A 24,632-nucleotide genomic window follows, 5' to 3' on the forward strand; every position below is an offset into this window, starting at 1 on the left:
GCGTGCGGAATACTGTCGTACACAACTGCTGGCACAGGTGGGGGTATTGGTGCGACCGCTGGCGAAGGGCGATCCGCAGCAGGTCGGCCCGTTCCGGATCATCGGGTTGCTCGGTGGCGGCGGCATGGGGCGGGTCTATCTCGGCCGCGCGACGGACGGGCGGACGGTAGCGGTGAAGACCGCGCGCGCCGAACTCGCCGACGACCGGGGCTTCCGGACGCGTTTCGCCCGTGAGGTGGCCGCCGCCCAGCGGGTGGGCGGGCCGTTCGTGGCGCCGGTGGTCGACGCCGCGCCGCACGACGACATGCCCTGGATGGCGACCGACTACGTGCCGGGTGTCTCGCTGACCGATGCGGTGCACGACTGCGGGCCGCTGCCCGAGCACACGGTGCGGCTGCTGACGGCCGGCCTGCTGCACGCCCTGACGGCGGTGCACGCGCACGGCCTGGTGCACCGCGACCTCAAGCCGTCGAACATCCTGCTCACCGCCGAGGGCCCACGCGTCATCGACTTCGGCATTGCGCACTCCGCCGCGGACACCGCCCTGACGATGACTGGTACCGCCCTCGGCACCCCGGGGTTCATGGCGCCCGAGCAACTCGTCATGACGGGCCCCAAGGTCACGGGCGCGGCGGACGTGTTCGCGCTCGGCGGGGTGATCGTGTTCGCGGCGACGGGCGGCGGTCCGTACGGGAACGCCGAGCCGCAGGTCCTCATGTACCGCACCGTGCACGAGGAGCCGCAGCTCGACGAACTCCCGGACAGCCTCCAGAAGTTGGCGGCGGCCTGTCTGGCAAAGGAGCCGGAGCGGCGGCCCGCTCTGCCCGCCCTCATGGCGCGGGTGGGCGCACCAGGCCCGTACGGCGACTGGCTGCCGGAGCCCGTCGCCGTACAGCTGCGCCATCTGTCCGCGCAGCTCGGCGACCCCAGGTCCCCGGGCACGTTCACGCTGCGGCCCCCGGCCGAGAGGCCCGCCGACGTCGCCTTCGACCAGCTGCCGACCAGCACGACGGCGGACGGCGCACCGCCGCCCCCACTGCCGTGGCCCGCGCACACCCCCACGCCCCCGCTGCCCGCTACTCCGCCCCAGGGCCAGTACGGCCCCACCCCGCCAGTGGGACCGCACGACATCCCCCCGGCCCACTCGCCGCACACCCCCAGGCAGACCGCGTCCCCGGGGCCGAGCCGACGCCGTGTGCTCGCCGCGCTGTCCGCCGTCGGGGTCGCAGCCGGCGGCGGGGCGCTGGCCTGGACGCTGTGGCCGGACGGCAGGGACGGCGGCAGTGGCGGAACGAGCGCCGGGGACAACCCCGGCGGCGCCAAGAACTCGTCCGGCAGCTCCCAGCCCAGCAGGAACCCTACGGCCGCCGGGACACCGTCCGGCCGGTTGCCGAAGGAGATACGCGACAAGGGCACCGTCACCGTCGGCTCGGACATCGCCTACACGCCCATGGAGTTCGTCAGGGACGGCGAGCCCGCCGGTGTCGACGTCGACCTCGCGAACGCCCTCGGCCGTGAGCTCGGCGTGCGCTTCGAGTTCAAGAACGCCACCTTCGACGCCCTCCTCGCCGGCCTGAACGCGGGCCGCTTCGACCTGGTCATGTCGGCGATGGCCGACACCAAGGACCGTCAGGAGGGACGCGTGAACGGCACGAAGACCGGCAGCGGCGTCGACCTGATCGACTATTTCAGGGCCGGGCTCGCGCTCGTCGTCCGCAAGGGCAACCCGGAGGGCATCAAGACCCCCGGGGACCTGTCCGGCAAGACGGTCGCCGTCCAGCGCGGCACGCTCGCCCGTGACTACCTGGACGAGCTGAGCCGGAAGGCCCCCAAGAAGTTGAAGATCAGGGAGTTCGACTCACCGGCCGAGGTCTACGACGACGTCGCCAAGGGCCGGTCCACGGCCTGCCTCGACGACTTCCCGGTCGCGGCCCACACCGCCGCCGCCCACTCAGGCGGCGGCGTCCTCGAACTCGGCGGCGAACAGTTCGACCCCCTTCTCTATGGCATAGCCGTCGCCAAGACCCACACGGCCCTGCGCGACGCCGTGCGGGAAGCCCTCGACCGCCTCATCATGAACGGCGAGTACGCGAAGATCCTCAAGAAGTGGTACGTCGAGGACGGCGCGGTGACGCGGGCGGTCGTCAACGGGGGCCGGTAGGGCGGCCGTGCTCAGCTCGGCGGGCCGGGCTTCGCGGGGCGTTGGCGTGGCCAGGCCTGGAACGACACACACCCGAGCAGAGCACCGTCCCGGGGGTGGCCCCCCGTCTCGACAGGTCCCTGTATCGCGCACAACGCCGTTTCCGAGCAGGCCCGTTGGCCCCGGACGCAGGCACACCCCAGGGCGTGTTCGCAAAGTCGTTGGTCCCGTTGCCTGTCCGTGGTGCGTCGTCATCAACTGACTGACCAGGCATGGGCTGTGATCGAGCCGCTGTTGCCGCGGTCGCGGATGGGTCGTCCTGTCCGTGACCGGCGACAGGTCGTCAACGGGATCTTGTGGAAGCTCAGGCCAGGTCGTCCCGTCAATGACCGCACCTGGCGGGACGGGATCAGGGAAGCGGTCCACCACCTCGCGCAGACTCTCGCGGGCGATGACGTCACGCAGCATCTCGACGGGATGTTCGGCGTGACCGTCGTGGCGAAGCCGCTGGCTGACGAACACGCTGCCGGTCCAGTAGCAGTTCCTGGCGTGCCAAGTGCCGGGCGGGGCATCGGGGTTGACCCGGCGGTATTGCCACTGGGCGTCCTTGGTCTCGACGACGTACTGGCCGACGTACCAGGCGGCCGTGATCCAGGTCGTATGCTGGTCGGCTATGGGAGGCACTCCGCACGAGGTCAGCGAATGGCGCCAGGGACGCAACCCGCAGCGCCGGAAAATCGGGGTGCTCGGCTGGGCGCTGCTGATCGGGCTCATGGTCGCGCTGTTCACCCTGTGGCCGAGCTGACTCATAGACCCGCGCCTGCGGACCTGTTCGCACGACATCCGGCCCGCGCCGGTCGCCGTCTCAGCCTGAGTTACATCCCCCGGGCCGCGACGACCACCGCCACCACGAACGTTCCCGCCACGAAGCCCGTCCTCGCGAACCGCCGCTTGTCACGCCGCAGCGCTGGCGACCGCTGAAGCCGGCACCGGCGGCGAACTTCCCACGACGAGCGACCTCCCCACGACGATGGATCGCCGAGCGGACGTTCGGCCGGTTCATGAACCACCGCCGTCCCGCCCGGTGGCCGGATGTGACAGATAGCCGTCATTGCCGTCACGGGGTGGGGCAGTAACGATGGATGCATGCCCATCCCTCACCGTGTCGTCATCGCGGTCTTCCCGGATGTCGACCTGCTCGACGTCACCGGCCCGGCCGAGGTTTTCGCCCTGGCCAACCGGGTGACCGGGGGCCGGGCCGGCTACGAGGTCCGCCTGGCCGGACCCGAGGCCGGCCCGGTCGTCACGTCGGCCGGAGTGCGCCTGCTGGCGGACCTGGCCTTCGCCGAGGTGGGAGCCGCTGTGGACACCCTGCTGGTGCCCGGCGCGGTGGACCTGAAGCCGGACGGCCCGGTGGCTCGGGTCGACAACACCGTGGTGGAGTGGGTGAAGGCCACGGCGCCGCACGCCCGGCGGATCGCGTCGGTATGCGTGGGCGCGCACCTGCTCGCAGCGGCCGGGCTGCTCGACGGGCGGCGGGCGACCACACACTGGTCGACCGCGGCACAGCTCGCGGCCGAGCACCCTCAGGTGAGGGTCGATGCCGACCCGATCTTCATCCGCTCCGGCCGGGTGTGGACCGGCGCGGGCATCAGTACCTGCATGGACCTGACGCTCGCCCTGGTGGCCGAGGACCACGGCGAGGAACTGGCCCTGGCCGTGGCCCGGCAGCTTGTGGTGTACCTCAAGCGGCAGGGCGGCCAGAGTCAGTTCAGCGTGCCGCTGAGCCGGCCCCCGGCGGCCCGCAGGGACATCGACGAGCTGCGTGTGTTCATCACCGAGCACCTCGACGACGATCTGTCGGCGACAGCGCTGGCCGGTCGCATGTGCCTGAGCGAGCGCCATTTCGCCCGGGTCTTCCGCCAGGAGACGGGCACCGGCCCGGCCGCCTATGTGGAAGCAGCCCGGGTCGAAGCGGCCCGCCGCCTGCTGGAGGCCACCGACCGGCCACTGGAGCAGATCGCCGCAACCGTCGGGATGGGCTCGGTGGAAACGCTGCACCGCGCCTTCCGCAAACAGATCAGTACCACCCCGGCCGCCTACCGCCGCCGCTTCCGCACCACTGTCTGAGAGCTCCCCCGGCGTACGAGTCCCCGCGCCCGCGGTGGCTTTCCCGTGCCCATTTTCCAACGCCCGAAAGGTGCCTGTTTCCATGACTGCCTCCATGCCGCTGCGTGACGTCATCGGCCTCGACAACACGCTGCCCCGGCTCAGCGAGACCACTCTGATCATGATCGATTTCCAGAACACCTACCGCACCGGTGTCATGGCCCTCGACGGCCCCGAGCCCGCCCTGGCCGCCGCGGCCCGTCTGCTCGCCGCCGCCCGCTCGTCCGGCACGCCGGTCATCCACATCGTCAACGGCGGTGGCGAAGGCACCCCCTACGACATCCGTGCCGAGATCGGTGCCATCAGTGCCGAAGTGGCCCCTGCTGACGGCGAGCCGGTCGTGGTCAAGCAGTTCCCCAACGCCTTCCACGGAACCGACCTGGAAAAGACCCTGCGCGACCTCGACGCCGGCCCGGACCTGGTCCTGGCCGGTTTCATGACCCACATGTGCGTCACCTTCACCGCCCAGGGCGCCTTCAACCTCGGCTACCGGCCCACCGTCGTCGCCGAAGCGACCGCCACCCGCTCCCTGGCAGCACCCGACGGCAGCACCGTGCCCGCCACCACCCTCCAGACAGCAAGCCTGACCACCATCGCCGACCTCTTCGGCACCGTGGCCCCCACCGTCGAACACCTCACCATCTGACCCGGCCGAACTGGCCGAGCCCCAAAGAAGGCGGCCGGTGAGGCTCATAGTCACCGATCAGGACGCCCATCTCAGGGGATCTTGCTTCGGTTGTGAGGCCGGCCCCCAGGTGGGCTGTCATTGTCCCGCTGTCGAGCCCTTCTTCCGCCACCTCCACTGCCAGAGCGCGCTGGCCCGGTGGTCGTGTTCGAAAGCAGCACCGAGAGGCCCCACCCGCTCGATCGCCTCGTCGGTGCGCGGATCGTCGTGCAGGGCGAGACCGTAGGCGGCCTCCAGGCGTACGAGTTGATCGTCGTCGTCGAGCAACGCCGCCAAGGCGTCGGCGACCGCGGGCGTACGGTCCCGGGAGCCGGTCAGTGCCGCCGTGGTCGCACCTCGCACACCGGCGGCATCCGGGTCCCGGACCAGGAGGAGCAGCGCCCGGGTGATCTCCGGGAGGAGATCGTCGTCCCGCATACCCACCGTGCACGCTCTGATCCGCACCTCGGCGTCCGGATCGCGTGTGAGGGTGAGCAACGCGTTCCTGGCCGCGGGGGTGAAGGGGGCGGCATCCGTCGAGAGGGCGTAGGGCACTTCGCGGCGTACGCGGGGGTCGGGATGGGTGGCGTAGCGGAGCCCGATGGCTTCCTGGCCGGGATGCTCGTACTCGGTGAAGGCGTCGAGCACCTTCGCGAGCACCTCGCTGTCCGTTTCTTCGGCCGCCCAGGCGGCCAGGTATGCGCTCTCCTTCTTCTCGTAGGAGTCGGGGCCGGTACGAAGGAGCCCCCTGGTCCGCACGTAATCCGTCACGAACCGGCGGTGCGCCGGGTCAGGGTGGTGGCGATGGGCCACCACGGCCGACCAGGTCTCAAAGCTGCGACGCCGGGTGAGAATCCAGCAGACCGTCGACCAGTTCACATGGTCCTCGTCCGGCTGACCGACAGCGCGGGCGATCAGTTCGTCGACGGGTGTCAGGATGCGGAAGGCCCACTCCAGCGAGGTCAGGATGGCGCCGTGCCCGGCCCGTACGACGAGTCCACCCAGCGAGACCTGATCGACGTAGTCGTACTCGTCGTCCAGGACCCGGGCCGTCACGGCGGGACCCGACGCGCCGGTCCTGCGCCGCAACTCCTCGACCACGCCCGTCTCGTACCAGCTCCGGGCCAGGGCGAGAAGCCGTTCGCGGGCGGGTTCCGGAAGCCGCAGCCGGGGCTCGTTGCCCAGCACCCTGGAGAAGACCGCCGGGGAGCCGCCCTCGACGGCGCGCCACAGCGGTGTGGTCCCGTCCGGCAGCACCCGGTCGGGGTCCGCGCCGCCCTCCATCAACGCTTCGGCGACCGGCTCGTCGTACGCCGCCACGGCCACGCACAACACCGGCAGCCCGTTCGCGTCCACCGCGTCCGGATCCGCGCCCCGTTCCAGCAGGGTCCGTACCGCCTCGGCGTCCCCCGTCCGAACCGCCGACACGAGCTGACTCTTGAGTGCGCCTTCGCCCATGTTCCCGTGCCCCCTTTTTTATGAATGACATCGCCGGCCCGTCGAGCAGATCCCGCCCCGCGAGCTCCCGGCACTTCCGCCAGCAGCGAGAGCCCCCGCTTCCACGAAGGTCAACTCACCTGAGAACCGCACCAGCCGTGATCCGCGAAAGCCTGCCCGTCCTCGTCGCGGCAGGCGGCGGCTCCATTATCAACGTCTCCTCCGCCGCAGCCTGCTCGGAGACCCCGCCCACGCCGTGGTTGCCGACCTCGGCGATGAGCCGTGCGCGCCTTCGTTCGCGCGGTGATCGGGCTGCGACAACCGACGACCGTAAGCTCGGCCGGCATCGGTGGCCACGCGATGGCGGAGGCAGAGGGGCCGGATCTTGGAGCACTGGTAATTGCGTTGTCGATCTGACGTGGCTCCGTCAGGATCTTGGCCATGGAACGGCCCGCTGAAATCCTTCGCTCGGACCAGGTCGAGCTGCGCCGTTGGCGTGTGCAAGACATCGAGATCCTGGACCGGTTGATCACCGACTCACGTGATCACTTGCTCCCCTGGATGCCCTTTGCGGCCAGCCATGACTGGAAGCAGGGCGCAGAGTTTCTGACGCGATGCGAGGAGGAGTGGGGCTCGGGGCAGGCGTACTCCTACGCGATCACCTCGGGCGGTGTGGTGATCGGCAGCTGCAGTCTGATGCGCCGCATCGGTCCGGGCGGGCTGGACATCGGCTATTGGCTCCACCACGCGTGGACGGGGAAGGGGTTGGCCACCATGGCTGCCGCTGCCCTGGTAGATGCGGGACGCCGGATGCCTGGCATCGATCGCATCGAGATCCATCACGACGAGGCCAACCCCGCCAGCGGAGCCGTCGCCCGGCGCTTGGGTTTCACCGAAATTGAGCGCGTACAGGTGCCGGAAGGGCCTGTGGCCCCGAGTGAGACGGGCATTGACGTGATCTGGCGCCTGCAGACCCGCCCCTCACCAAGCCCCTGACGGTTCTTCGGCCCGGGCTCGGGTGCCGGCGAGGCGGCTGCCTAGGAGCACACGGACTTGAACGTCTCGGCGTCGTCCTGCCACTCCTGTCGCGCGGAGCTGAACGCATTCTTGTAGACCTCGGCCTGTGCTGTGTCGTTGCAGTCGAGCGCGGCCTGGAACTGTGACGCGGCGTCACTCAGCGCCCGCGCGTCGTTGGCGAGGTCACGGATCGCGGAGGCCACTTCCGAGTCGCCCGCGTCGTTCGCCGCTGCGTCGAGGTTGGAGGCCAGCGAGCTCAAGGAGGCGGCGTTCGCCTTGTCGTACGTGTCGAGGTTGCTCCGTAAGGCCTGATTGCCCCGCGCACAGCCGTCGGGGGTCTCCTTCTCCGTCGGTTCCGGGGCCGAGGTATCGCTGCCGCCGGTCAGGCCGGTTCCCGTCGCAGCCGAGCCCGGCGAAGACGAGTAGGACGGCAGCGAGTAGGTCGGTGACGGTGACGGCGAGCCCTTGAGCTGATCGCCGATCGTGTCGACCACTTTGTCCGGGCCGATGACGAGGAACGCCACCAGGGCGAGGAACGCGATCACGGCGAGCGCGCCGCTGGACGAACTCCCCCCGCCACCGGCAGGGGGCTTGGCGCCGGCCGTGTTCCCAGACTTGCCGCTCTTCTCGGTCTTGGCGGTGGTGGTGGCCGTGTCGCCCTTGGGGGCCTTCTTGGTCTTGGGGGGCACATACGGTTTGGTGTCGTACCCGGCCAGGGACCTCGCCACGGCCTCGGGGAGCCAGGAACCGGCGAGGGCCAGCGTCTCACCGGCTGTCTGCTTCCTGGCGTACTCCATGATCTTGCTGACGGCGGGTCGCTTCTCGGGGTCCCTGGCGAGGCACCGCTTGACGACGGCGCGCAGCGTGGGCGGACAATCGTCCAGCTCCGGGGCTTCGTTGAGGATCCGGTAGAACAGGGCGTCCGGGTTGCCCTCGCCGAAGGCGGTGCGTCCGGTGGCGGCGAACACGGCGAGGTTGCCGAGCGCGAAGACGTCCGTGGCCGGGGTGGCGGAGCGCCCGCGGATCTGCTCGGGGGCCATGAACGCGGGCGTCCCGACGCGGACATGGGTACTGGTGATCGTGGTGGCGTCGGCGGCGTGGGCGATGCCGAAGTCGATGACGCGGGGGCCGTCCTCGGCGAGGAGGATGTTGGCCGGCTTGAGGTCGCGGTGGATCAGATCGCAGGAGTGGATCGCGGTGAGGCCCTCGGCGACACCCGCCAGCAGCCGGAACACCGTGAGCAGCGGAAGCGGGCCGTACTCGGTGACGGCCTGGTGCAAGGAGGGGCCCGGCACATAAGCGGTGGCCAGCCAGGGCAGCTTCGCCTCGCTGTCGGCGTCCACGACCGGTGCGGTGTAGAGGCCCTGGACTAGCTGGGCGGCCTCGATCTCCTTGCGGAAGCGGCGCCGGAACTCCTCGTCCTGGGCGTAGTCGGGCCGTACGACCTTCACCGCAAGGGCGCGACCGCCGGGGCTGAAGGCGAGATACACGCGCCCCATGCCGCCCGCGCCGAGCCGCGCGCGTAAGTCGTATCCGGCCACGCTGGTCGGATCGTCGTCGTCGAGCGGAGCGAACCGGACAGCCATCCGTACCCCCGTGCTGCCTCAGGGCCGACATCGGACACCGGCAGCATCCCACGATCCGTCCGACGGATACATGCCAGATACACGTGGGCGCGCAGCGCGCCCACGACGGAAGGACTTGCTCAATTCCTGCCGCACCAAGCCTGCAATATGACGGCCGTCAGCGGAAGGAGTGAAGGCCCGACCGGCGACCGAGACCGTGCCGCAGGCACGGGCCGGCTTCTCGGTGGCAGCCTCGCCTCCTGTGCCCGCCGCTCAGACCGCTCCCCCGCGGACCTCAGATGGCCATCGCCTCTTGGATCCACCGGTTCACCCGGTACGGGAGCCACCACAACAGCGGTCCGGTGCGGGAGACCAGGCGCTCCTCCAGGAAGTCGGCGGCGATGGCCTTGGGCACGGCCCGGAGCGGTGCCCCGTAGGAGAGTTGGGTGATCGCCTCCTGGTATTCGGGCTCCTCTGCGGTGAAGCGGCGCAGTTCGCCCCAGCGGCGGTCGCGGATCTGGACGAAGCCGGGGCCCTGGCGCCACAGGCACTTGCAGAGATAGTGCTCGTTGCGCCACTGGGTGAGCGCGGCCACGGGGTCGGCGGGGCCGGTGAGGGTCCGGGGCGGCTGGAGGTGGCTGAGGTCGCGCCAGCCGTCGTCGGGCTCCGGGGGCAGCCGCAGATGCCACTGCACCAGCACGGCACGGGCCGTCAGATCGCGGATCAGGCACAGCCGCCGGACGGCATGGGCGGCGCCGGCGGGGTCGTCGACCGCGGTCAGGTCGATCTCCCCGGTGAACTCCACCCGGCGTGCCCCGAGTTCCCACAGCTGGGAGGCCTGATCGTCCGGCGGGGCGGTCAGGTCGACCGCGCCCAGGCCCATGCCCGGCAGGGCGCAGGCGTCCTCGTCGTAGTCCCGCCAGGCGTTGAGGGTCAGTGCTCGGGGAGCGGGGGCGGCGGTGCTGGTCATGGCTCTCTCCTGCGGGGCATGGATGTCCTGCTGTGGGCCGGGCGGTGGTTCAGGCGTGGGCGACGAGTGCTCGGGCGGCGTTGTCCGGCTGCTCCTGCGGGGCTGCCGCGGCGTGGGTGTGGCGCATGAAGTCGAGCCGCAGCAGGTCCTCGTTGACGGCGGCCGGTGCCAGATGGACGTACTGGCCGCCGTCGGTGAAGACCAGCCCGAGCGTCACCCAGTGCTGGAGGAGCGCGTGGACGGCGGCCTCGTCGACGGTGTGCTCGGGAAGACGGGCGGCGAGCTTGCGGGTCAGCGCGGCGGGGGCGTGCGGCTGGTCGAGAAGCCGGAAGGCCGCGATCTCGGTGGGCGCGGTGAGTTCCATGGCGCCCCAGTCGAAGGCGTGCCGGCGGCTGACGAGCACAATGCGGTCGCCGAGGTCCGCATGGGTGAGCCTGCTGTCCGCGTGGTGCTTCTTCCAGGCGCCGAGGGCGTCGTTGAGCGAGGTGACGGTGGGCTCGGTGATGCCGCGTTCGGGTGCCTCGAAGACGTAGGCCATGTCGAGGAGTTCGGACTCGGGCAGGTCGTAGGTGAAGCGGTAGTGCTCCTCGGGGCGCAGACCGGTGAAGCCGAGCTCGGGCCGGTTGAAGTACGGGCTGAAGCGTTCGATGGCGATACGGGCGGACAGGTCGACCGGCGGGTCGAGGTGTTCCAGGGCCGGTATCTGGGCGATGACGGGCTCGTAGTCGGCGGTGCTCTCGCCGGGGAAGCCGTGGAGGTAGTTCCAGGAGACGGAGAGTCCGGTCTCGGCTCCGTCCCGGAGCATGCGGACGTTCTGGCAGCCGCTCACGCCCTTGTCCATCAGGTCGAGCACCCGGCTGTTGAGGCTCTCGATGCCCGGCTGGACGTAGATCATTCCGGCCTCGGCGAGGGTGCGCAGCTGGGCCCGGCGCATGTTCGCCTTGATCTCGATGTGCATCCGCAGGTCATAGCCGCTGTCGATGATGCGGGGCAGGACGGTGGTGAGGTAGCCCATGTCGAGGATGTTGTCGACGAGGTACATGTCCAGCACCCGGTGCCGGCGAGCCAGCTCCATGATCTCTTCGTAGAAGGTCTCGGGGCTCTTGCTGCGGAACTGCATGAAGGAGCCGTTGAGACCGCAGAAGGTGCAGTGGTGCTTCTCCCCCCACCAGCAGCCGCGGGCTCCCTCGACGACGAGCTTGGGCTCCACCCAGTTGCGGGCGACGGAGGACGCCAGTCGCTCGAAGTACCCGCTGTAGTCGGGCGGCAGGATGGTCGCCGGCGGCAGCGGGCTGGTGCTCATCGGGTTGGCGGTGCTGGTCCCGTCGGGGCCCCGGTGGCAGAGCCCGGGGACGGCGGACAGGTCGCCGCCCTCCTCAAGGGCGGTGAGCAGCTGAGGGAAGGCGGCCTCTCCCTCTCCCCGGACCACGAAGTCCAGGAACGGGAAGTTGCGGTGGGTGGCGGCGCCCTGTTCGGCGTCGCAGTTGGCCCCGCCCATGACGGTTCTGATGTGCGGGGCGAGGCGTTTGACGTACTTGACGGCGGCGAGCGCGGCGGTGTTCTGCTGAAAGGTGGAGGTGAAGCCGACGACGTCGGGACCGGCCGCGACGATCCGCTCGGCGATCTCCTGGACGAACTCCGGCACCACGCGGTGCAGTTCCTTGGACATCCGCAGCCGTTCGTCCCGCAGCTTGCCGCGCATCGAGGCGCTGAACTCCGGTACGCGCCACTCGGGATCGTCGTACAGGGCGGAGGAGAACACCCAGTCGCCGCATCCCATGAAGTACGAGGAGAGCGCGTAGAACTGGTAGTCGTCCGCGGTGAATGCGGTCCGCCGGGTGATCCAGTCGGTGAACTCCAGGTTCGCGTGCAGGACATCGGCCTGGCCGGAGGTGCGCTCGTCGACGCTTCGCCTCAGGATGCCGAGTGCGAGGGACGGAAGGTCGATCGGGGACCAGGGCATATTGACCAGCAGGACGCGCATGGCGGCTCCTCGTACGGCGGGTGGGGTGGGAGTGGCCGACGGCCGGCCGGTGACGTGCGCGGGTCCGGCCGGCCCGGTGTGCACCGGGCCGGCCGGGGAGGGTCAGTCCTCCTCGGTGTCCTCCGCGTTGCGGAACGGGACGGTCACCGTGATGCCGATGCCCGGCCTGCGGTTCTCCTCGTCACCCGCGAGCGGGTCGTTGTGGATGATGTCCTTCTGCATGGCTGCTTCTCCTCTTCTGCCGGTTGCGGAACGGTTCTCACGATCCGGGGGTACCGGCCGGGCCGGTGCCTCCGGAGACCCCGTCCACCGGGGGACGGGGGGTTCGGTGGGCCGCGGGGGCGCGGCGCAGATGCTGGTCCAGAAAGCCCATGGCGCGGTGCAGAACGGCCACGTGGTGGGCGCCGGTGTATCCGTCGTGGCCGGTCTCCAGCCACATCGACTCATGTGCCGCACCGGCCTGCCGCAGGGCGCTGAGGTAGCTCCGTACCTGGCCGGGCGGGCATTTGGCGTCGAGGGTGGCGGCGATCACCAGCAGCGGGGCACGGACGTCGGCGGCGTAGTGGAGGGGTGAGCTCCGGGCGTAGCGCTCGGGCACGGCGTCGGGCGTGCCGCCGAACAGCCGCTCGTCCAGGGCACGCAGTGCGGGGGTGCCGGTGCGGTACGCCGCCGCGCAGTCGGCGACCGGTTTGACGGCGACGCCCGCCTGCCAGAGGTCCGGCCTACTGCCGAGCGCCAGCAGCGCCAGGTAGCCGCCCCAGGAGGTGCCCCACAGGCCGATCGCGTCCGCTCGGGCCAGGCCGCGGCGGAGCAGATCGGCCCGGACCGCGACGAGGTCGGCGACCTGGGTGAGGCCGACGCCTGCGCCGTACGCGGCGCGCCAGCGGGGGCCGTATCCGGTGGAGCCGCGGTAGTTGACCCGGGCGACCGCGAATCCGGAGGCGACCAGGGAGTGCACCTCCGGGTCGTAGGCGTCACGGTCGTGGTCGGCGGGGCCGCCGTGCACCAGGAACACCAGCGGGGGCCGCCGGCCGGGAACCGGGTCCGGTTCGCTGAGCAGGGTGTGCACAGGCCCGTCCGGGCCGGGGGTCCACAGTTCGCGGTACCGGCCGGGCGAGGGGGCGGGCAGGGTGGCGAGCTCCGGAAGCCGGGTGCCGGCAGTGGAGCGCATCCGGGGCGGGGTGGCGGTGTCGGTCCAGAGGTAGTGCACGTCGTCGCCCGGGTGCGGGGCGGCGTCGAGCAGGGTGCCGGGCGGGGAGGGCAACGGGGTCAGGGTGCGCCGGTCGAGGTCGGCCGCGGCGAGGGTGGAACGGCCGTGGCGGTCCTGGCGGATGAGGACCCGGCGTCCTGCGGGGTACCAGCGCGCGGTGATCTCCGTGTCGAAGCGGCACCAGTCCAGGGGCAGCAGCCCGCTGCCGGGCCGCCAACTCGCCAGTCGGTAGCGGTCGTTGTGCTCCTGGACCAGCAGCAGCTCCGTGCCTGCCGGGGACGGCGCGAAGCCGAGCGCCCACAACCGGCCGTGGCGTCCTGAGAGCTGGTCGAGCACCGCCCCGGAGCAGGTCACGAGCGTGACCGCCCGGTCCGAGCCGGCCGCCCCGGACAGTGCCAGCAGCCCTCCCGAGGGAGAGATGCCCGCCAGCAGCGCCTGCCCGTCGACGGTCCACACCTGCCGGGCCGGACCCCCCGGTCTCCCGAGGTGGACGGTCATCCCGCGGCCGTCCCCGAGGCCGATGGCCACGGTCCCGGCGTCGCTGACGGCGAGGCCGTGCGGGAGGCCCGGCGGCAGGCCGGTCAGGCCCGGCTGCCGCGCTCCGCCCTCGAAGTCCTGGAAGTACCACCGCCCGAGGCCGCTGCGGTCCTCCGCGAACCACCACACCCGGGCGTCGGCGTCGAGGGCGCAGTGCAGGGTGCCGTGCGGGCTGTCGGTGACCTGGCGTGCGGTGCCGGTGGCGGCGTCCCAGGTGAAGATCTCGCAGCGGCCGTCGGCGTCCGCGGCCAGCGCCATCCGCGCGGGGTCGCGCGGGCAGACCTCGGGGAGCGCCGGGTGGTAGACCCGGAAGCCGGTGCCGGAAGGCGGCTGTGCGGCGGGGTGTGCCGCGGTCGTGCTCATACGGGCTCCGAACCGGCGCTGCGGGTACGGGCCAGTGCCACGCAGCTCGTGTGGAGCGCGAGCACGGCCAGCAGCACGGCGCAGCCCATGAGGGTGGCGGCGGCCCCGGCCCGGTCGGCCGACAGCCCGGCCAGGGCGGGCGCCACGGCCGCGGCGGCGCCCGACACGGTGGCCAGCACGGTGCCGGTGCGGGCCTGGAGTCCGGGTGGGATGACCTGGATGATCCGGGCCTGCAGCGCCACGGTGGCCGTCGGCGTCAGCAGACACAGCAGACCGAACAGCAGGCCGAAGTGCCAGGCGTCGCGGGCCACCGCCAGGGCCGCGGCGGGCGGCACCATCAGCCAGGAGACCGTCACCAGCACTCGGCCCGCGGAGCGCCGGCCGGCGATCCGGGGTGCGGCGAGCGCACCGGCCAGGCCGGCCGCCCCGGCGAGCGCGAGGACCAGGCCCAGCGATGCCGCGCCCCGGCCGTGGTTCTGAAGGGCGAAAACCGTTGTGTAATACAGCGCGACGAGCAGGGCGTTGACGGCCGAGATCCAAAGGAGCGCCAGCCGCAGGAAGGGTTCGCGGCGGATCAGCGCCAGGCCCGCCCCTGCTTCGGCGGCCAGGGCCCGCCGGCCGCGGTGCACCGTACCGGCCGGAGGACGCTGCTCACGGTGCGGGGCGAGGGGGGAGCGCATGGCGCAGATACAGCCCGCCGCGACGGCGTACGAGAGGGCGTCCGCCAGGAAGGGCAGCCAGCGTTCGGCGTGGAAGAGCAGCCCGCCCAGTGCGGGCCCGAGCACGAGTGCGCCCCGCTCCCCCGCCTGTAATCGGGACAGGACGCGCCGGTGCTCCACGGGCGGGCACACCAGGGCGACGGTGCCGAGCGCTGCCGCCTCGTAGCAGGAGGTCGCGCACCGCTCGACGAGCACGGCGGCGATGAGCACGGCCAGCGGGACCGGGCCCGCCGAGACGGCGACGGTGACGCCGGCCATCGCGGCGGCGGAGACCAGTGCGGAGCCCACCATCATGTGCTTACGCGCCCCGCGGTCGGCGGGGACGGCGGCGAACGGGCCGAGCAGCAGCGTCGCCGCCGCAGAGATTCCGGCGAGGGCACCGACCTCGGCAGGGGACCGGCCGAGGGTCAGAAGCAGCAGCGGCAGGACGAGCCCGGACGTCTGGCTGCCCAGTGCGTCGCACGTGCCCGCCCACCAGAACAGCCGGATGTCGCGGCGGACGTGGGGCAGCGGAGCGGCCGGCGCCGGCGCCGGGGCGGACCCGGTCATCAGGCACGGCCCGGGGCCGGTCTCGCGGTGCCGCGGCGGGCATCGTCGTGCTGTGTCCGTGCCGGGCGGTCCTTACGGCCGTACATGCGGCCGTACGTCGGGCCGTCCGCCGTCACGGCCCGGGAGGAGACGCGCGGTAAGTCGTAGGGTGCGCCGCCTGCCGGGGATACCGCTGACCGTTCCATGCGAAGCCACCTCACATGCGTGGGCAGATCGTGAAGATCGCCTCACCAATAGGCCAACTTGCGGAGGAAATGTGCCCGAATCGTGCCGGAGCTTAGCCAGACAGTGACGTGGGCCACAAGGTGTGGGCGATGAACACCTTCGAGTGGAGCGGCCTGGCGGGCCGGCGACCCCGCGACCAGTGCTCCGGTGCCCTCCTCCCCCGAAATGCGCCGTGGCCGGATGCACTTGCCCGCCCCGGCAATCAGCAGACGCCGGAGGGAGAAGTCGTGCATTCTGACCGGTCCCCGGAGAAGGAGCCCGTACATGGAGATCCATTCGTTGCAGGAACTGCAGACCGCAGACCGCATGTCCCTCGCCTTCGGGCCGCACGGGCTGGGCAGCTCGTTGAGCCCGGAGTCCGCTGCCGAGTTCCAGCAGTTACGGATCGCCGAGTGCGAGCTGGCCGCCGAGGTCGCCGAAGGCACCCGCCGCTCCTTCGAACGACTCAAGAGGGTCTTCGCCTACGGCGTGCTCTGCTACGACGTGTACGCCCTGATCGACGATCACGCCCTGCTGATGAGGGAACAGGCGCTGCGCGACCGGTTCGTTCAGTGGTGCCACGGCTCCCTCACCTTCGAGGACGCCGTGGGCTCCGCCTCCGTCACCGAGCCCGTCACCTCGTACCGGGACGTCCACACGCTGTGCGAGTCCCTCAAGAAGCGGGCCGCCAGGGCACGCTCGAAGGGGGTGCCACAGCAGTGGAAACTGCGGGTGGGCGGCGAACTGATCGCCTTCAACGGGACATTGTTCGGGCTGCGGACCTGGGCCCGGTGCGCGAGACTGCTGCGCGGCCGACGGTCCCGTGGCATCGAAGCGGTCCAGTCGACGCTCCGCAACGATGTCGCGCACCCCGTCGGCTTCCAGGGCGGCACCCCGGTCGACGCCGCGCTGACCCTGCACGACCTCGCCGAATTCATCAACCAGCTCTGGGGCCGGCCCACACCGGGCGGGCGACTCTACCCCGCCCCCGTGCCACGTGAGATCGCCGTGATCGCCTGGAACGACGGCGGCAGAGTCCAGATCACCGATGCCCGGTCCCTGCGGGAGGGCGAGGACACCGAGGGACTCAGCCACGTCCTGGCCCGCGCGGTCTTCCTCCCGGGCGCACGGACGGAGGACGCGCACTGGATGGAGTTCGACGCACGCTTCGAGACCACGCAGTACCCGATGGACTACCTGTGGGGACCGGGCACCCGCAGTGCGGCTCTGGCCTGGTGGGAGCGGGAGCAGCCCCAGGGCGACACCGTCGATCCGCTCGACCGGGTGCTCCTGGTCCGCGAACACGACGGGGTGATCTATCCGCCGATGCGCCCGGAGGTGGCCGCGGGACTCAACAGCCTTGAACAAGAAGGCTCCTGGCATTCCATCCGGGCCGACTTCCCCATCGACGCGTACGGCCATGTCCGGGGTCTGACGAACCGCGAAGCCGACCACGCCCGGCGGCCGGGAGACTGCCGGGCCTGCTCCGTGTACGTCCTCGGTTCCGGCAGCCACCGGCAGGCGGTCGATGCCGCGGAGACCGCCCTCGGCACCATCCGTCCAGTACAGCCGCCCCCCGTCTGCGTTCCGCACTCCCTGCACTGGCCCAACCGGTTCTGATCCGGGGTTGCTCGGACACGGGATACCGATGGCCACGACGACGGGGGCGCCACGGCGATGGTCAGCCCGAGGCCGTGGCCAGTCTTCCTGCCGCCTCCGGAATGGCACCGGAACCTCTGGGGCCCGTGGTCGAGAAGGCCACCGGGGCAGCCGCCCCCGTGATCCCGCACGGTGACCACCGGATCCGTCGCAGACGACAACCCCGGCGACCCGAACGCAACCGCAACGACGTCACCCAGCTCCTGCCGCTGCTCGACGCCGTTCCACCTGTGAGGGGGCGCGTTGGTCGCCCCCGCCGCAAGCCGGACTCGCTGTTCGCCGGCCGCGACTACGCCATCTACCGCCGGCATGTTCCGCGAACGTGGCATCGTGCCGGCCATCGCCCGCCGCAGACCCCGGCATGGCACGGGCTTGGGCACCTACCGTTGACGTGGCGCATCCTCCAGAGGAAGTCCCACAACCTCTCCATGTCCTCCTCTGGCTGTCTCGACGCTCTCCCGGCGTGCCTGATCCAGATCCGACCGCACCTTGTCGGTCACTTCGCCCCTTCCAGGGCATGGCAGAAGTTCGTCATCGCGGTGATGCAGTCGCGGGCACCCGCGTTGAAGGCGGCGTAACACGTTCGCCGCGCCGCTAGTTGAGCATGGCGGGTGGCGTAGTCACGTTCCTCATGACTGAGTTGCTTGGCGTGTTCCAGCTCGCGCGCCCTGGTGCGATCAGCCCTACGCGGTGTGGGCAGGGCTGACGCAAGCGTGCCTCCAATGCCCAGAGTCTGCACGACGAACGTAATCGAGTCCGTCAACGCGCGGATCCGCCGGACGATCAAGGCCGCGGCCACTGCCCGAACGAGCAAGCCGCCCTGAAGTGCGTCTACGGCGATCATGCCGCTTGAACCCACCAGCAAGGGCCAACCAATCCCGTTGGACCAGCCGTTGGAAGACCGCGCTGAACGACTTCGACACCACATTCGACGGCCGCCTCTCTGCGGCCCGGCCCGCCAGTAACCCCAACCATCCTGGCTATACCGTACGTTTGACGGACCCTAAAACCGCAGTCAGGTCAACGCAGCGGCCCCGCTTTGGAACCCCACAGCATAGTCGAGTCGGCACAATTTACTCTCCCCGTCGAACTCGAATTGCTACCCAGCATCGCGAGGGAATTCTGTGGCAGCGCCAGGTTGACTTGGCAGTCGAGACGTCTACGAAGGGTCGGACCCGCTGGTGCATGTGAATGGCTCGTCGATCCAGTAGGTGTCGTGCTGCTCGTCGTAGACGATCGGGTACTTGGTGCTCGGATCGCAGAGCTTGTGAATCTGGGCCTGGTCCGCAGAACTGATGGTGAACCAGTACTTGTTGGTTCCCGGGCCGACCCTCTGGCACTTGTAGAAGAACCCCTTCACGCCAGGACCGAACACGTCACTGCGGAAGTCAGCGGCCAGCTTCTTGTTCAGGTTGATGTTGTCGCAGTCGGCCTTCATGCCCTCGACGCTGATGGCCTCGGCCGCCTGAGTCGTATACCCCTTGGCCGTGTGGGTACCCGACGCCGTCCAGGTCCGCGCCGGCAAAGCGATCTGCTCGGCAACCTCGGCAAGCAATGGGCTGCCGGGGGTGGTTGGCTCGGCCTGTGTCGTGGTGGTGGCATCCGCAATGCCCACGACGACGGCGACACCGATGCCCAGAGTCGCCAGCAGAAGGGGTGCGATCCGAATCCCGTTTCGGACCAAGGACGAGAATGTCACTTTGCGCTCCGTTCCGGGCAGGCCCGGCGGGCCGGCTGCCGCCCGGGGGCCTGATCGCACCCTAGCCGCCCGGGCGAATGACCAGCGGGGTCGGCAGCCGGTCGCGGTTCTTCTACGCCACGGTCGACCCGGACGGGCGAAACATGCACATGGTCGTATTGCCGGTGCTGCATTCTGCGGGTACAGGAAATTGGACCCTTGCTAGATCTTTGTATTGAGGTGACAGGGCGTCACCTTGGTGCGTTCACGCGGAGTCTGTACCAAGTTGTCGGGCATCGCGTTCCCCCGCATAACCCCCGACTCAGCAACAGTGAAGCCATTCTGAAGCGCTACGGGGTCCGGAGCCGTCAAGGGGTTCTTATGCCTCTCGATGGGCAGCGCATCCAAACCGGCGGGGTGACCTCGGCGGCCTACGGCTGACGGCGGCGCGCAGGGGCGCCCTGACACGCGACAGGGCGCCCCGTTGCTCCCCACCCGGAAATGATTAAGACCGCCTCCGCTGCTTACGGAAACGGCCCTCGACCTGCGAAAACACTGGTCGATACGACAGGATTCGAACCTGCGCCCCCTTGACCTACAGCACATTGCGGGAGGCGTTGTCGCAGGTCAGAGAGTAAGTGCCGCACGCGGCGTAGTCCTGCTGAACTTTGCGGCTGTTCGCAGCGGCCCGTCCTTCGTGGACAAAGTGCGTCATGCCGGGACACCCGACACACTGGTTGGTAGTGCCGTTGTTTCCGCCCCAACGGCGAGCGCCGTATGTCGAGGCGAATGCGCCAAGTAGATGGGTGCGTCGGGCGTGCACTGTCGCACTCACACACGCACACCTTGAGACCGCCCCACTAAAGTCGCGGCCCGTTTTGGAGGAGCACCTGTCCGCCTCCCTCACTCCCCCACTCCCTCAACTCAGTCGCTCTGCGCATCGTGGATGGACCCCATGGGCACTGTTCTCCCCTCGCTCGACGAGCAGAACGCGCGCGAACATGCCGTCTACCGTCAAGTCGAGAAGCACATCTTCGAGACCGAGATCAAGCCGCGCGTCCGGCCCGAGATCATCGAGGAGCATCGGCGCCACCCCATCGGCAAGCACAGCGACGACCTTGAGCGGGTCCTCACCTACCTGCGCAGGCACCACCTCGAGATGACCGGCAAATACATCCTCGTCTGCACCAAACCGCACGAGGAATGGCGCATCGCTGTGATCCGCGACGACCTGCCACCACAACTCCTCGACGAGGCATTCCCTGACCGATACGAGGCGGAGCACGCATTGTTCCTCAAGCGTCTACGCAACGCCGGGCTGCTCACGGAGTGAGGGATGAGTTCCAGTGAAGGTCATCGGCTATAGCGATCAACTGAGCATCCGTCCCGGCCAACAGGTGGGCTTCCTCGTCAGCTGCGACACCGAGCAGTACCACGCGGACATCGTCAAGCTGATTCACGGGGACACCAATCCCGACGGTCCGGGTTTCAAGATCGATCCCGTGCACACCGAGGTCGACGCCGACTTCCCCGGCCAGGTCCAACGCGTCCATGCCGGCTCGCACATTCTCGTGGACGATCACCCAACACTTCAGGTCGACACGACCTTCACGCTGCAGGTGCTCATCGCCCCCACGACCCCGCACGAGGGAGTCCAAGGGCTGGTCACCAAGTGGCATGAGGGCAGGCAGTCCGGTTACGGCCTGTTCATCGGCGACGACGGCTGTCTGCAGCTCTGGCTCGGTGACGGCTCCGGCGAAGTGCAGAAGGTCACCTCCGGCAAGCCGCTGCTCGCGGGCACCTGGTACCTCGCGTCCGGGTCGGTGAACACCGAGGGCGAGATCCAACTTCGCCAGGAGCCGTTCGTGACCCCGGCCAACGGGCGGTTCACCATCGCGTCGTCGCTGGAGTCGACCACCGCGGTGATCACCGGACGGGCTCGGACCGCGCCGGCCTCGGACAGCGACGTTCCGTTGGTGATGGCCGGCTACGTGGAGGCGCTGACCGACGAACTCATCGGCGTCGTGGTCGCAGGTCACTACAACGGCAAGCTGGACCGGCCGCGCATTCACCGCGAAGCGCTCTCTCCCAGACAGATCGTCTCGCAGGTCGACGCGCCCAGCGGGGCGACACTGGCGGCAGCGTGGAACTTCCAGGAGGAGATCACCGACTCCGGCATCCGGGACACCCGCCGCATCACCGACGTCTCCCCGAACCGACTTCACGGCCGCACGGTGAACGTGCCCACCAGAGCAGTCACCGGCTACAACTGGCTGGCACGCGAGCAGAATTTCATCCACGCGCCGGAGCAGTACGGCGCCATCCATTTCCACGACGACGATCTCGACGACGCCAGGTGGCGAGTCAGCTTCACGCTGACCGTCCCGGAGAACCTCGCCTCCGGCCTGTATGCGGCGCGGTTGCGCGCCGACGACGACACCGACTACGTACCGTTCTATGTGCGTCCCCGCAAAGGCCAGGAGAAGAAGATCTGCTTCCTGGCGCCGACGGCGAGCTACATGGCCTACGCCAATGACCACGTCGCTCTCTCGACCCCCCTCGCCCAGTTGCTCATCGCACGAGCGCCCGTCCTTCAACAGCAGAACATCGTGCTCAGTGAACGCCGCGAGTTCGGACGCTCGACATATGACGCCCACAGCGACGGCTCTGGGGTGGCCTACTCGACCCGTCTGCGCCCCATCCTCAACATGCGCCCGGGATTCCGGCATTGGCTCTCCCCGTCGCTTTGGCAGTTCAACGCGGACCTGCACCTCATCGATTGGCTCATCGAGAAGGAGTACGACTTCGATGTCATGACCGACGAGGACCTGCACCACGAAGGTATGAGCGCACTCAAGCCCTACCGCGTAATCCTCACCGGATCCCATCCCGAGTACTACTCGGAGCAGATGCTCGATGCGCTGAACGGCTATCTCGATACCGGGGGCCGCATGATGTACCTCGGCGCCAACGGGTTCTACTGGGTCATCAACTACGACCCCGAGAACAAGAACATCATTGAGGTCCGCAAGGGACACGGCTCGAACGCATGGCGCTGTAAGCCCGGCGAGTTCCACCTCTCGTTCACCGGGGAGTACGGCACCTTGTGGCGGCACCGAGGACGAGCCCCGCAGCGCCTCGTCGGTGTCGGGTTCGTGGCGCAGGGCTTCGACGTCTCGTCCTACTACCGGCCCACCCCGGACAGCCTCAACGGTGTCGCCTCCTGGATGTTCGAGGGCATCGAGAAGAACGGGAAGCTCGGGGATTTCGGGCTCGTGGGCGACGGCGCCGCAGGCCTGGAACTCGACATATACGATGCCGAACTCGGCACGCCCCCCGAGACAGTGATCGCGGCTGCGTCGCAGGACCACACCGACATCTACCTCGAAGTGCTGGACGAGCTGTACTTCAACGCCCCGGGCACGGGCGGAACCGAAAACCCGCGCGTGCGTGCCGACATCGTCTACTTTCCCACCCCCAACGGCGGCGGCGTATGGTCGGCCAGCTCTATCGCCTACTGCGGTTCGCTCTCGCACAACAACTACGACAACAATGTGTCGCGCCTGGTGGGAAACGTCCTGAACCGCTTCCTGTCCGACGAACCCGCACCGCTCGGAGCCGGCTCTGAGAAGCAGTCGGCCGGAGTCACCCAGGCTTCCTGACGCCTCGACCACCCGATGCGGCACCTCGGCACCTCTGCCCTTGGCAGTGCAGCACAGCGAGGGCTCCGGCTCGTTTCTCATACTGCGACTCCCAACAGGTCACCGCGGCGCGCCCGGCCGGTGGTTGCTGCTTCAGGAGCTGTGCGGCCGCCTCGATCACCTCGTTCTTGAGCTTTCCGACGGGCACACCCCAGCTTTCGTCCCAGTCGTCGAGGTGAGCGCGGAGGCAGGGCGGGCCGGCACCTGCCGAGCAGCACCGGACGGCGGCCCGCGGGACGACGGCGAGCCGGACGGCGTCAAGCCCGGGACGCGCGAGTCTGAGGCGGCGGGCCACGGCCCGGGACAGCAGCGGCATCGACGGGGCCGCGGGCCGGCAACTGGGCCGGGAGGCGGCCGCAACGGCGGCCAGTCGTTGAACCCGGTGGTCATACGAAGCGCTCGGCCAGGCCCGCTGGTTCCAGTACAAGATCGCCCTCGCTGCCGATAGTCGGATGCGCGTCGATCGGCCGGATCGTAGCCTCACTCGATGGCCAGCTTTGAGACGCATCGCCAGCGCATCCACGACGCACGTCTTCCGGTTCGTGCTCGCCATGCCGCCTTGCGCACGTGCGTGGTGAGCTTCGCTCCCTACGGTTTTCGCGCGACCTACCATCACCTGTGCCGCAGCGCCCGGATCCCGGTTGAGCTGGAGGAGGACCCGGCATCGTTGATCCGCGCGGTGGAGGAACTCCACGCGGCCCGCCGCCTTTGGCTGGCGGATGAGGCCGTGTTCATAGCCCGCCGCCGGCAGGAGAAGGCCATCGGGCGCCGGCATCGGACGGCACAGGGCAGCTGGCGAGATCAGGGACGCGGTTCACAAGGCAGCTTGGCCTACTGCCCCGACCCCGAGTTTCACCCGACCGACCTGCTTCCCACCGTGGTGGAACGCGTTTTGCACTCCACGGTTCCGGCCACGGCAGCGTCCTGTGTGTGTCGAGCTTGTGGCAGTGACGCAGGGACAACTGCCTGGAGAAGCGGTTACTACCTCTACCAGCTGTGCGCACGATGCGGGGTGAGCCTCAGCTCGCAGCAGACGGATGTCGACCGGGTCGTGCTCGCTGCCAGGGCCGAGCGTTGGAAAGAAATCTGGAGGCGCACAGCCTGACCTTTTCCCGGACGACCTCCAGCACGCCCCAGCGCGGCTGGTGCAGCACGTAGCGGCGGGCCGGGCCAGGCGCCACGCCTTGCCTGCGTCGCGGGCCGACCGGGGCGGAGTGGGGCCCATGGCCGCTGCCTGGGCTGCCGATTGCGTGGCAACAGTGCATCCACCTGCCGCTGATGCACCCGGAAGCCGCCATCGAGGTCCGACTGCCCAACGAGAACAAGATCCTCTGGCCACTCAGCCCAGCCGCCCGACTGTATCCGGGGAGCAGGGCAGAACCGCGGTGCAGGCGGCACACAGCGAGGGACAGCACAAGCGGGCGGGACCGCGGAGGCGGGCGGGACCGCGGAGGCGGGCGGCAAGCTCACGGCGCTCAGGCCTCGAGCGGCAGCGCACGGCGGACAAGTGGGCTGGATGAACGGGCAAGAGACTGCCGGCCACACATCTGCGCGCCACGAGTGACACCAGGTGCCGTGGCTGCGGCGTCCACGGGGAATCGGTTTGTCCTGGCCCCCGGCGGGCGGCGGCCCCTCACAAGACCACTGCATGGGGGGCGGGTGCGCCGGAACCCACATGCCACTCCTACAGCGGATTGACTCGACACACGTACGGAGAGTGGGCTTACTGCACTAAGAGGTTGTCTCACGTGGCAAGTTTCGCGAGCTTCTTGTAGCAGGTCAGGGCGGCGGCCATGGCCAGGCCTCGGCTCTGCCAGTCGTTGCGGACCACGTACGGGATCTTGAGACCACGAGCAGCCCATGGCAGGCTCATGCCGCATGATCGATGAATTCGCGAAAGACAACCTGCACGGGAGACTGCGGCGGGACCGCAAGGCGCTGCTCTGGAAACTCGACGGCTTGTCCGAATACGACGCCCGCCGGCCTTTGACAGCGACCGGGACCAACCTCCTCGGCCTGGTCAAACACGTGGCCACCGTCGAGGCCAGGTACTTCGGCGAGGTCTT

Annotated in this window: 17 protein-coding genes and 3 pseudogenes; 12 read left to right on the forward strand and 8 right to left on the reverse strand. The window is 69.5% G+C overall.

The features are described 5' to 3' along the window. Position 1: 1 nt before the first annotated feature. The 4 genes and pseudogenes from DY245_RS43415 to DY245_RS43430 all read left to right on the forward strand — a co-directional run. A pseudogene (locus DY245_RS43415) lies at positions 2-2,161 on the forward strand (protein kinase domain-containing protein); the annotation flags it as partial. A gap of 219 nt (positions 2,162-2,380) precedes the next feature. After that, the gene (locus DY245_RS48075) at positions 2,381-3,121 is read left to right on the forward strand and encodes a transposase (protein ID WP_342354262.1); all 741 of its coding nucleotides are present in this window, start codon (positions 2,381-2,383) and stop codon (positions 3,119-3,121) included. A gap of 165 nt (positions 3,122-3,286) precedes the next feature. After that, the gene (locus tag DY245_RS43425) at positions 3,287-4,270 is read left to right on the forward strand and encodes a GlxA family transcriptional regulator (RefSeq protein WP_128512628.1); all 984 of its coding nucleotides are present in this window, start codon (positions 3,287-3,289) and stop codon (positions 4,268-4,270) included. A gap of 82 nt (positions 4,271-4,352) precedes the next feature. After that, positions 4,353-4,955: an isochorismatase family protein gene (locus DY245_RS43430; protein WP_128512629.1), complete on the forward strand. Its 603-nt coding sequence runs from the start codon at positions 4,353-4,355 to the stop codon at positions 4,953-4,955. 117 nt (positions 4,956-5,072) lie between these two features. Here the strand turns inward: DY245_RS43430 and DY245_RS43435 are convergent, their stop codons facing one another. Next, positions 5,073-6,401, reverse strand: a complete 1,329-nt coding sequence (locus tag DY245_RS43435) for a HEAT repeat domain-containing protein (RefSeq protein ID WP_244943643.1) — start codon at positions 6,399-6,401, stop codon at positions 5,073-5,075. A gap of 450 nt (positions 6,402-6,851) precedes the next feature. On the opposite strand from DY245_RS43435, the gene DY245_RS43440 reads away from it, so the two are divergent. After that, complete coding sequence (locus DY245_RS43440) at positions 6,852-7,406, forward strand: GNAT family N-acetyltransferase (protein ID WP_128512631.1); 555 nt, start codon at positions 6,852-6,854, stop codon at positions 7,404-7,406. Positions 7,407-7,447: 41 nt separating this feature from the next. On the opposite strand, the gene DY245_RS47385 is transcribed toward DY245_RS43440, so the two are convergent. The 5 genes from DY245_RS47385 to DY245_RS43465 all read right to left on the reverse strand — a co-directional run bounded on the left by DY245_RS47385 (position 7,448) and on the right by DY245_RS43465 (position 15,324). Continuing rightward, the gene (locus DY245_RS47385; RefSeq protein WP_425329530.1) at positions 7,448-9,013 is read right to left on the reverse strand and encodes a serine/threonine-protein kinase; all 1,566 of its coding nucleotides are present in this window, start codon (positions 9,011-9,013) and stop codon (positions 7,448-7,450) included. A gap of 274 nt (positions 9,014-9,287) precedes the next feature. Further along, positions 9,288-9,962 carry a DUF5825 family protein gene (locus DY245_RS43450; RefSeq protein WP_128512632.1) on the reverse strand — a complete coding sequence of 225 codons (675 nt, stop codon included), beginning with the start codon at positions 9,960-9,962 and terminating at the stop codon, positions 9,288-9,290. A gap of 49 nt (positions 9,963-10,011) precedes the next feature. Then, positions 10,012-11,946, reverse strand: coding sequence for a RiPP maturation radical SAM C-methyltransferase (locus DY245_RS43455; protein WP_128512633.1), 1,935 nt, complete (start codon positions 11,944-11,946; stop codon positions 10,012-10,014). 259 nt (positions 11,947-12,205) lie between these two features. Next, positions 12,206-14,056: a S9 family peptidase gene (locus DY245_RS43460; protein ID WP_128512634.1), complete on the reverse strand. Its 1,851-nt coding sequence runs from the start codon at positions 14,054-14,056 to the stop codon at positions 12,206-12,208. Continuing rightward, entirely contained in the window at positions 14,053-15,324 is a 1,272-nt protein-coding gene (locus tag DY245_RS43465; RefSeq protein WP_128512635.1) for an MFS transporter, read from the reverse strand. The genes DY245_RS43460 and DY245_RS43465 overlap by 4 nt, the downstream gene beginning before the upstream one ends. Before the next feature lie 489 nt (positions 15,325-15,813). On the opposite strand from DY245_RS43465, the gene DY245_RS43470 reads away from it, so the two are divergent. The 3 genes and pseudogenes from DY245_RS43470 to DY245_RS48600 form a co-directional block, all read left to right on the forward strand. After that, entirely contained in the window at positions 15,814-17,148 is a 1,335-nt protein-coding gene (locus DY245_RS43470) for a hypothetical protein (RefSeq protein ID WP_128512636.1), read from the forward strand. Positions 17,149-17,366: 218 nt separating this feature from the next. Further along, positions 17,367-17,574: pseudogene (locus DY245_RS43480) on the forward strand (IS5/IS1182 family transposase); the annotation flags it as partial. A gap of 344 nt (positions 17,575-17,918) precedes the next feature. Further along, positions 17,919-18,141 (forward strand): annotated as a pseudogene (locus tag DY245_RS48600) (transposase); the annotation flags it as partial. 205 nt (positions 18,142-18,346) lie between these two features. Here DY245_RS48600 and DY245_RS43490 read toward each other — a convergent pair. Next, positions 18,347-18,886, reverse strand: a complete 540-nt coding sequence (locus DY245_RS43490; protein ID WP_128512637.1) for a hypothetical protein — start codon at positions 18,884-18,886, stop codon at positions 18,347-18,349. Positions 18,887-19,820: 934 nt separating this feature from the next. On the opposite strand from DY245_RS43490, the gene DY245_RS43495 reads away from it, so the two are divergent. The 3 genes from DY245_RS43495 to DY245_RS43505 all read left to right on the forward strand — a co-directional run bounded on the left by DY245_RS43495 (position 19,821) and on the right by DY245_RS43505 (position 23,671). Next, complete coding sequence (locus DY245_RS43495) at positions 19,821-20,198, forward strand: N,N-dimethylformamidase alpha subunit family protein (RefSeq protein WP_128512638.1); 378 nt, start codon at positions 19,821-19,823, stop codon at positions 20,196-20,198. 13 nt (positions 20,199-20,211) lie between these two features. Continuing rightward, positions 20,212-22,527, forward strand: a complete 2,316-nt coding sequence (locus tag DY245_RS43500; protein WP_128512639.1) for a N,N-dimethylformamidase beta subunit family domain-containing protein — start codon at positions 20,212-20,214, stop codon at positions 22,525-22,527. Between the two features lie 526 nt (positions 22,528-23,053). Further along, entirely contained in the window at positions 23,054-23,671 is a 618-nt protein-coding gene (locus DY245_RS43505) for a hypothetical protein (RefSeq protein WP_128512640.1), read from the forward strand. Positions 23,672-24,310: 639 nt separating this feature from the next. Here the strand turns inward: DY245_RS43505 and DY245_RS47755 are convergent. Then, positions 24,311-24,439, reverse strand: a complete 129-nt coding sequence (locus DY245_RS47755) for a hypothetical protein (RefSeq protein WP_257548903.1) — start codon at positions 24,437-24,439, stop codon at positions 24,311-24,313. Positions 24,440-24,444: 5 nt separating this feature from the next. Here DY245_RS47755 and DY245_RS43510 point away from each other — a divergent pair. Further along, on the forward strand, positions 24,445-24,632 hold a 188-nt coding region (locus DY245_RS43510; protein WP_128512641.1), incomplete at its 3' end, for a mycothiol transferase.

The organism is Streptomyces inhibens, from assembly GCF_003389455.1.
Lineage (GTDB): Bacteria > Actinomycetota > Actinomycetes > Streptomycetales > Streptomycetaceae > Streptomyces > Streptomyces inhibens.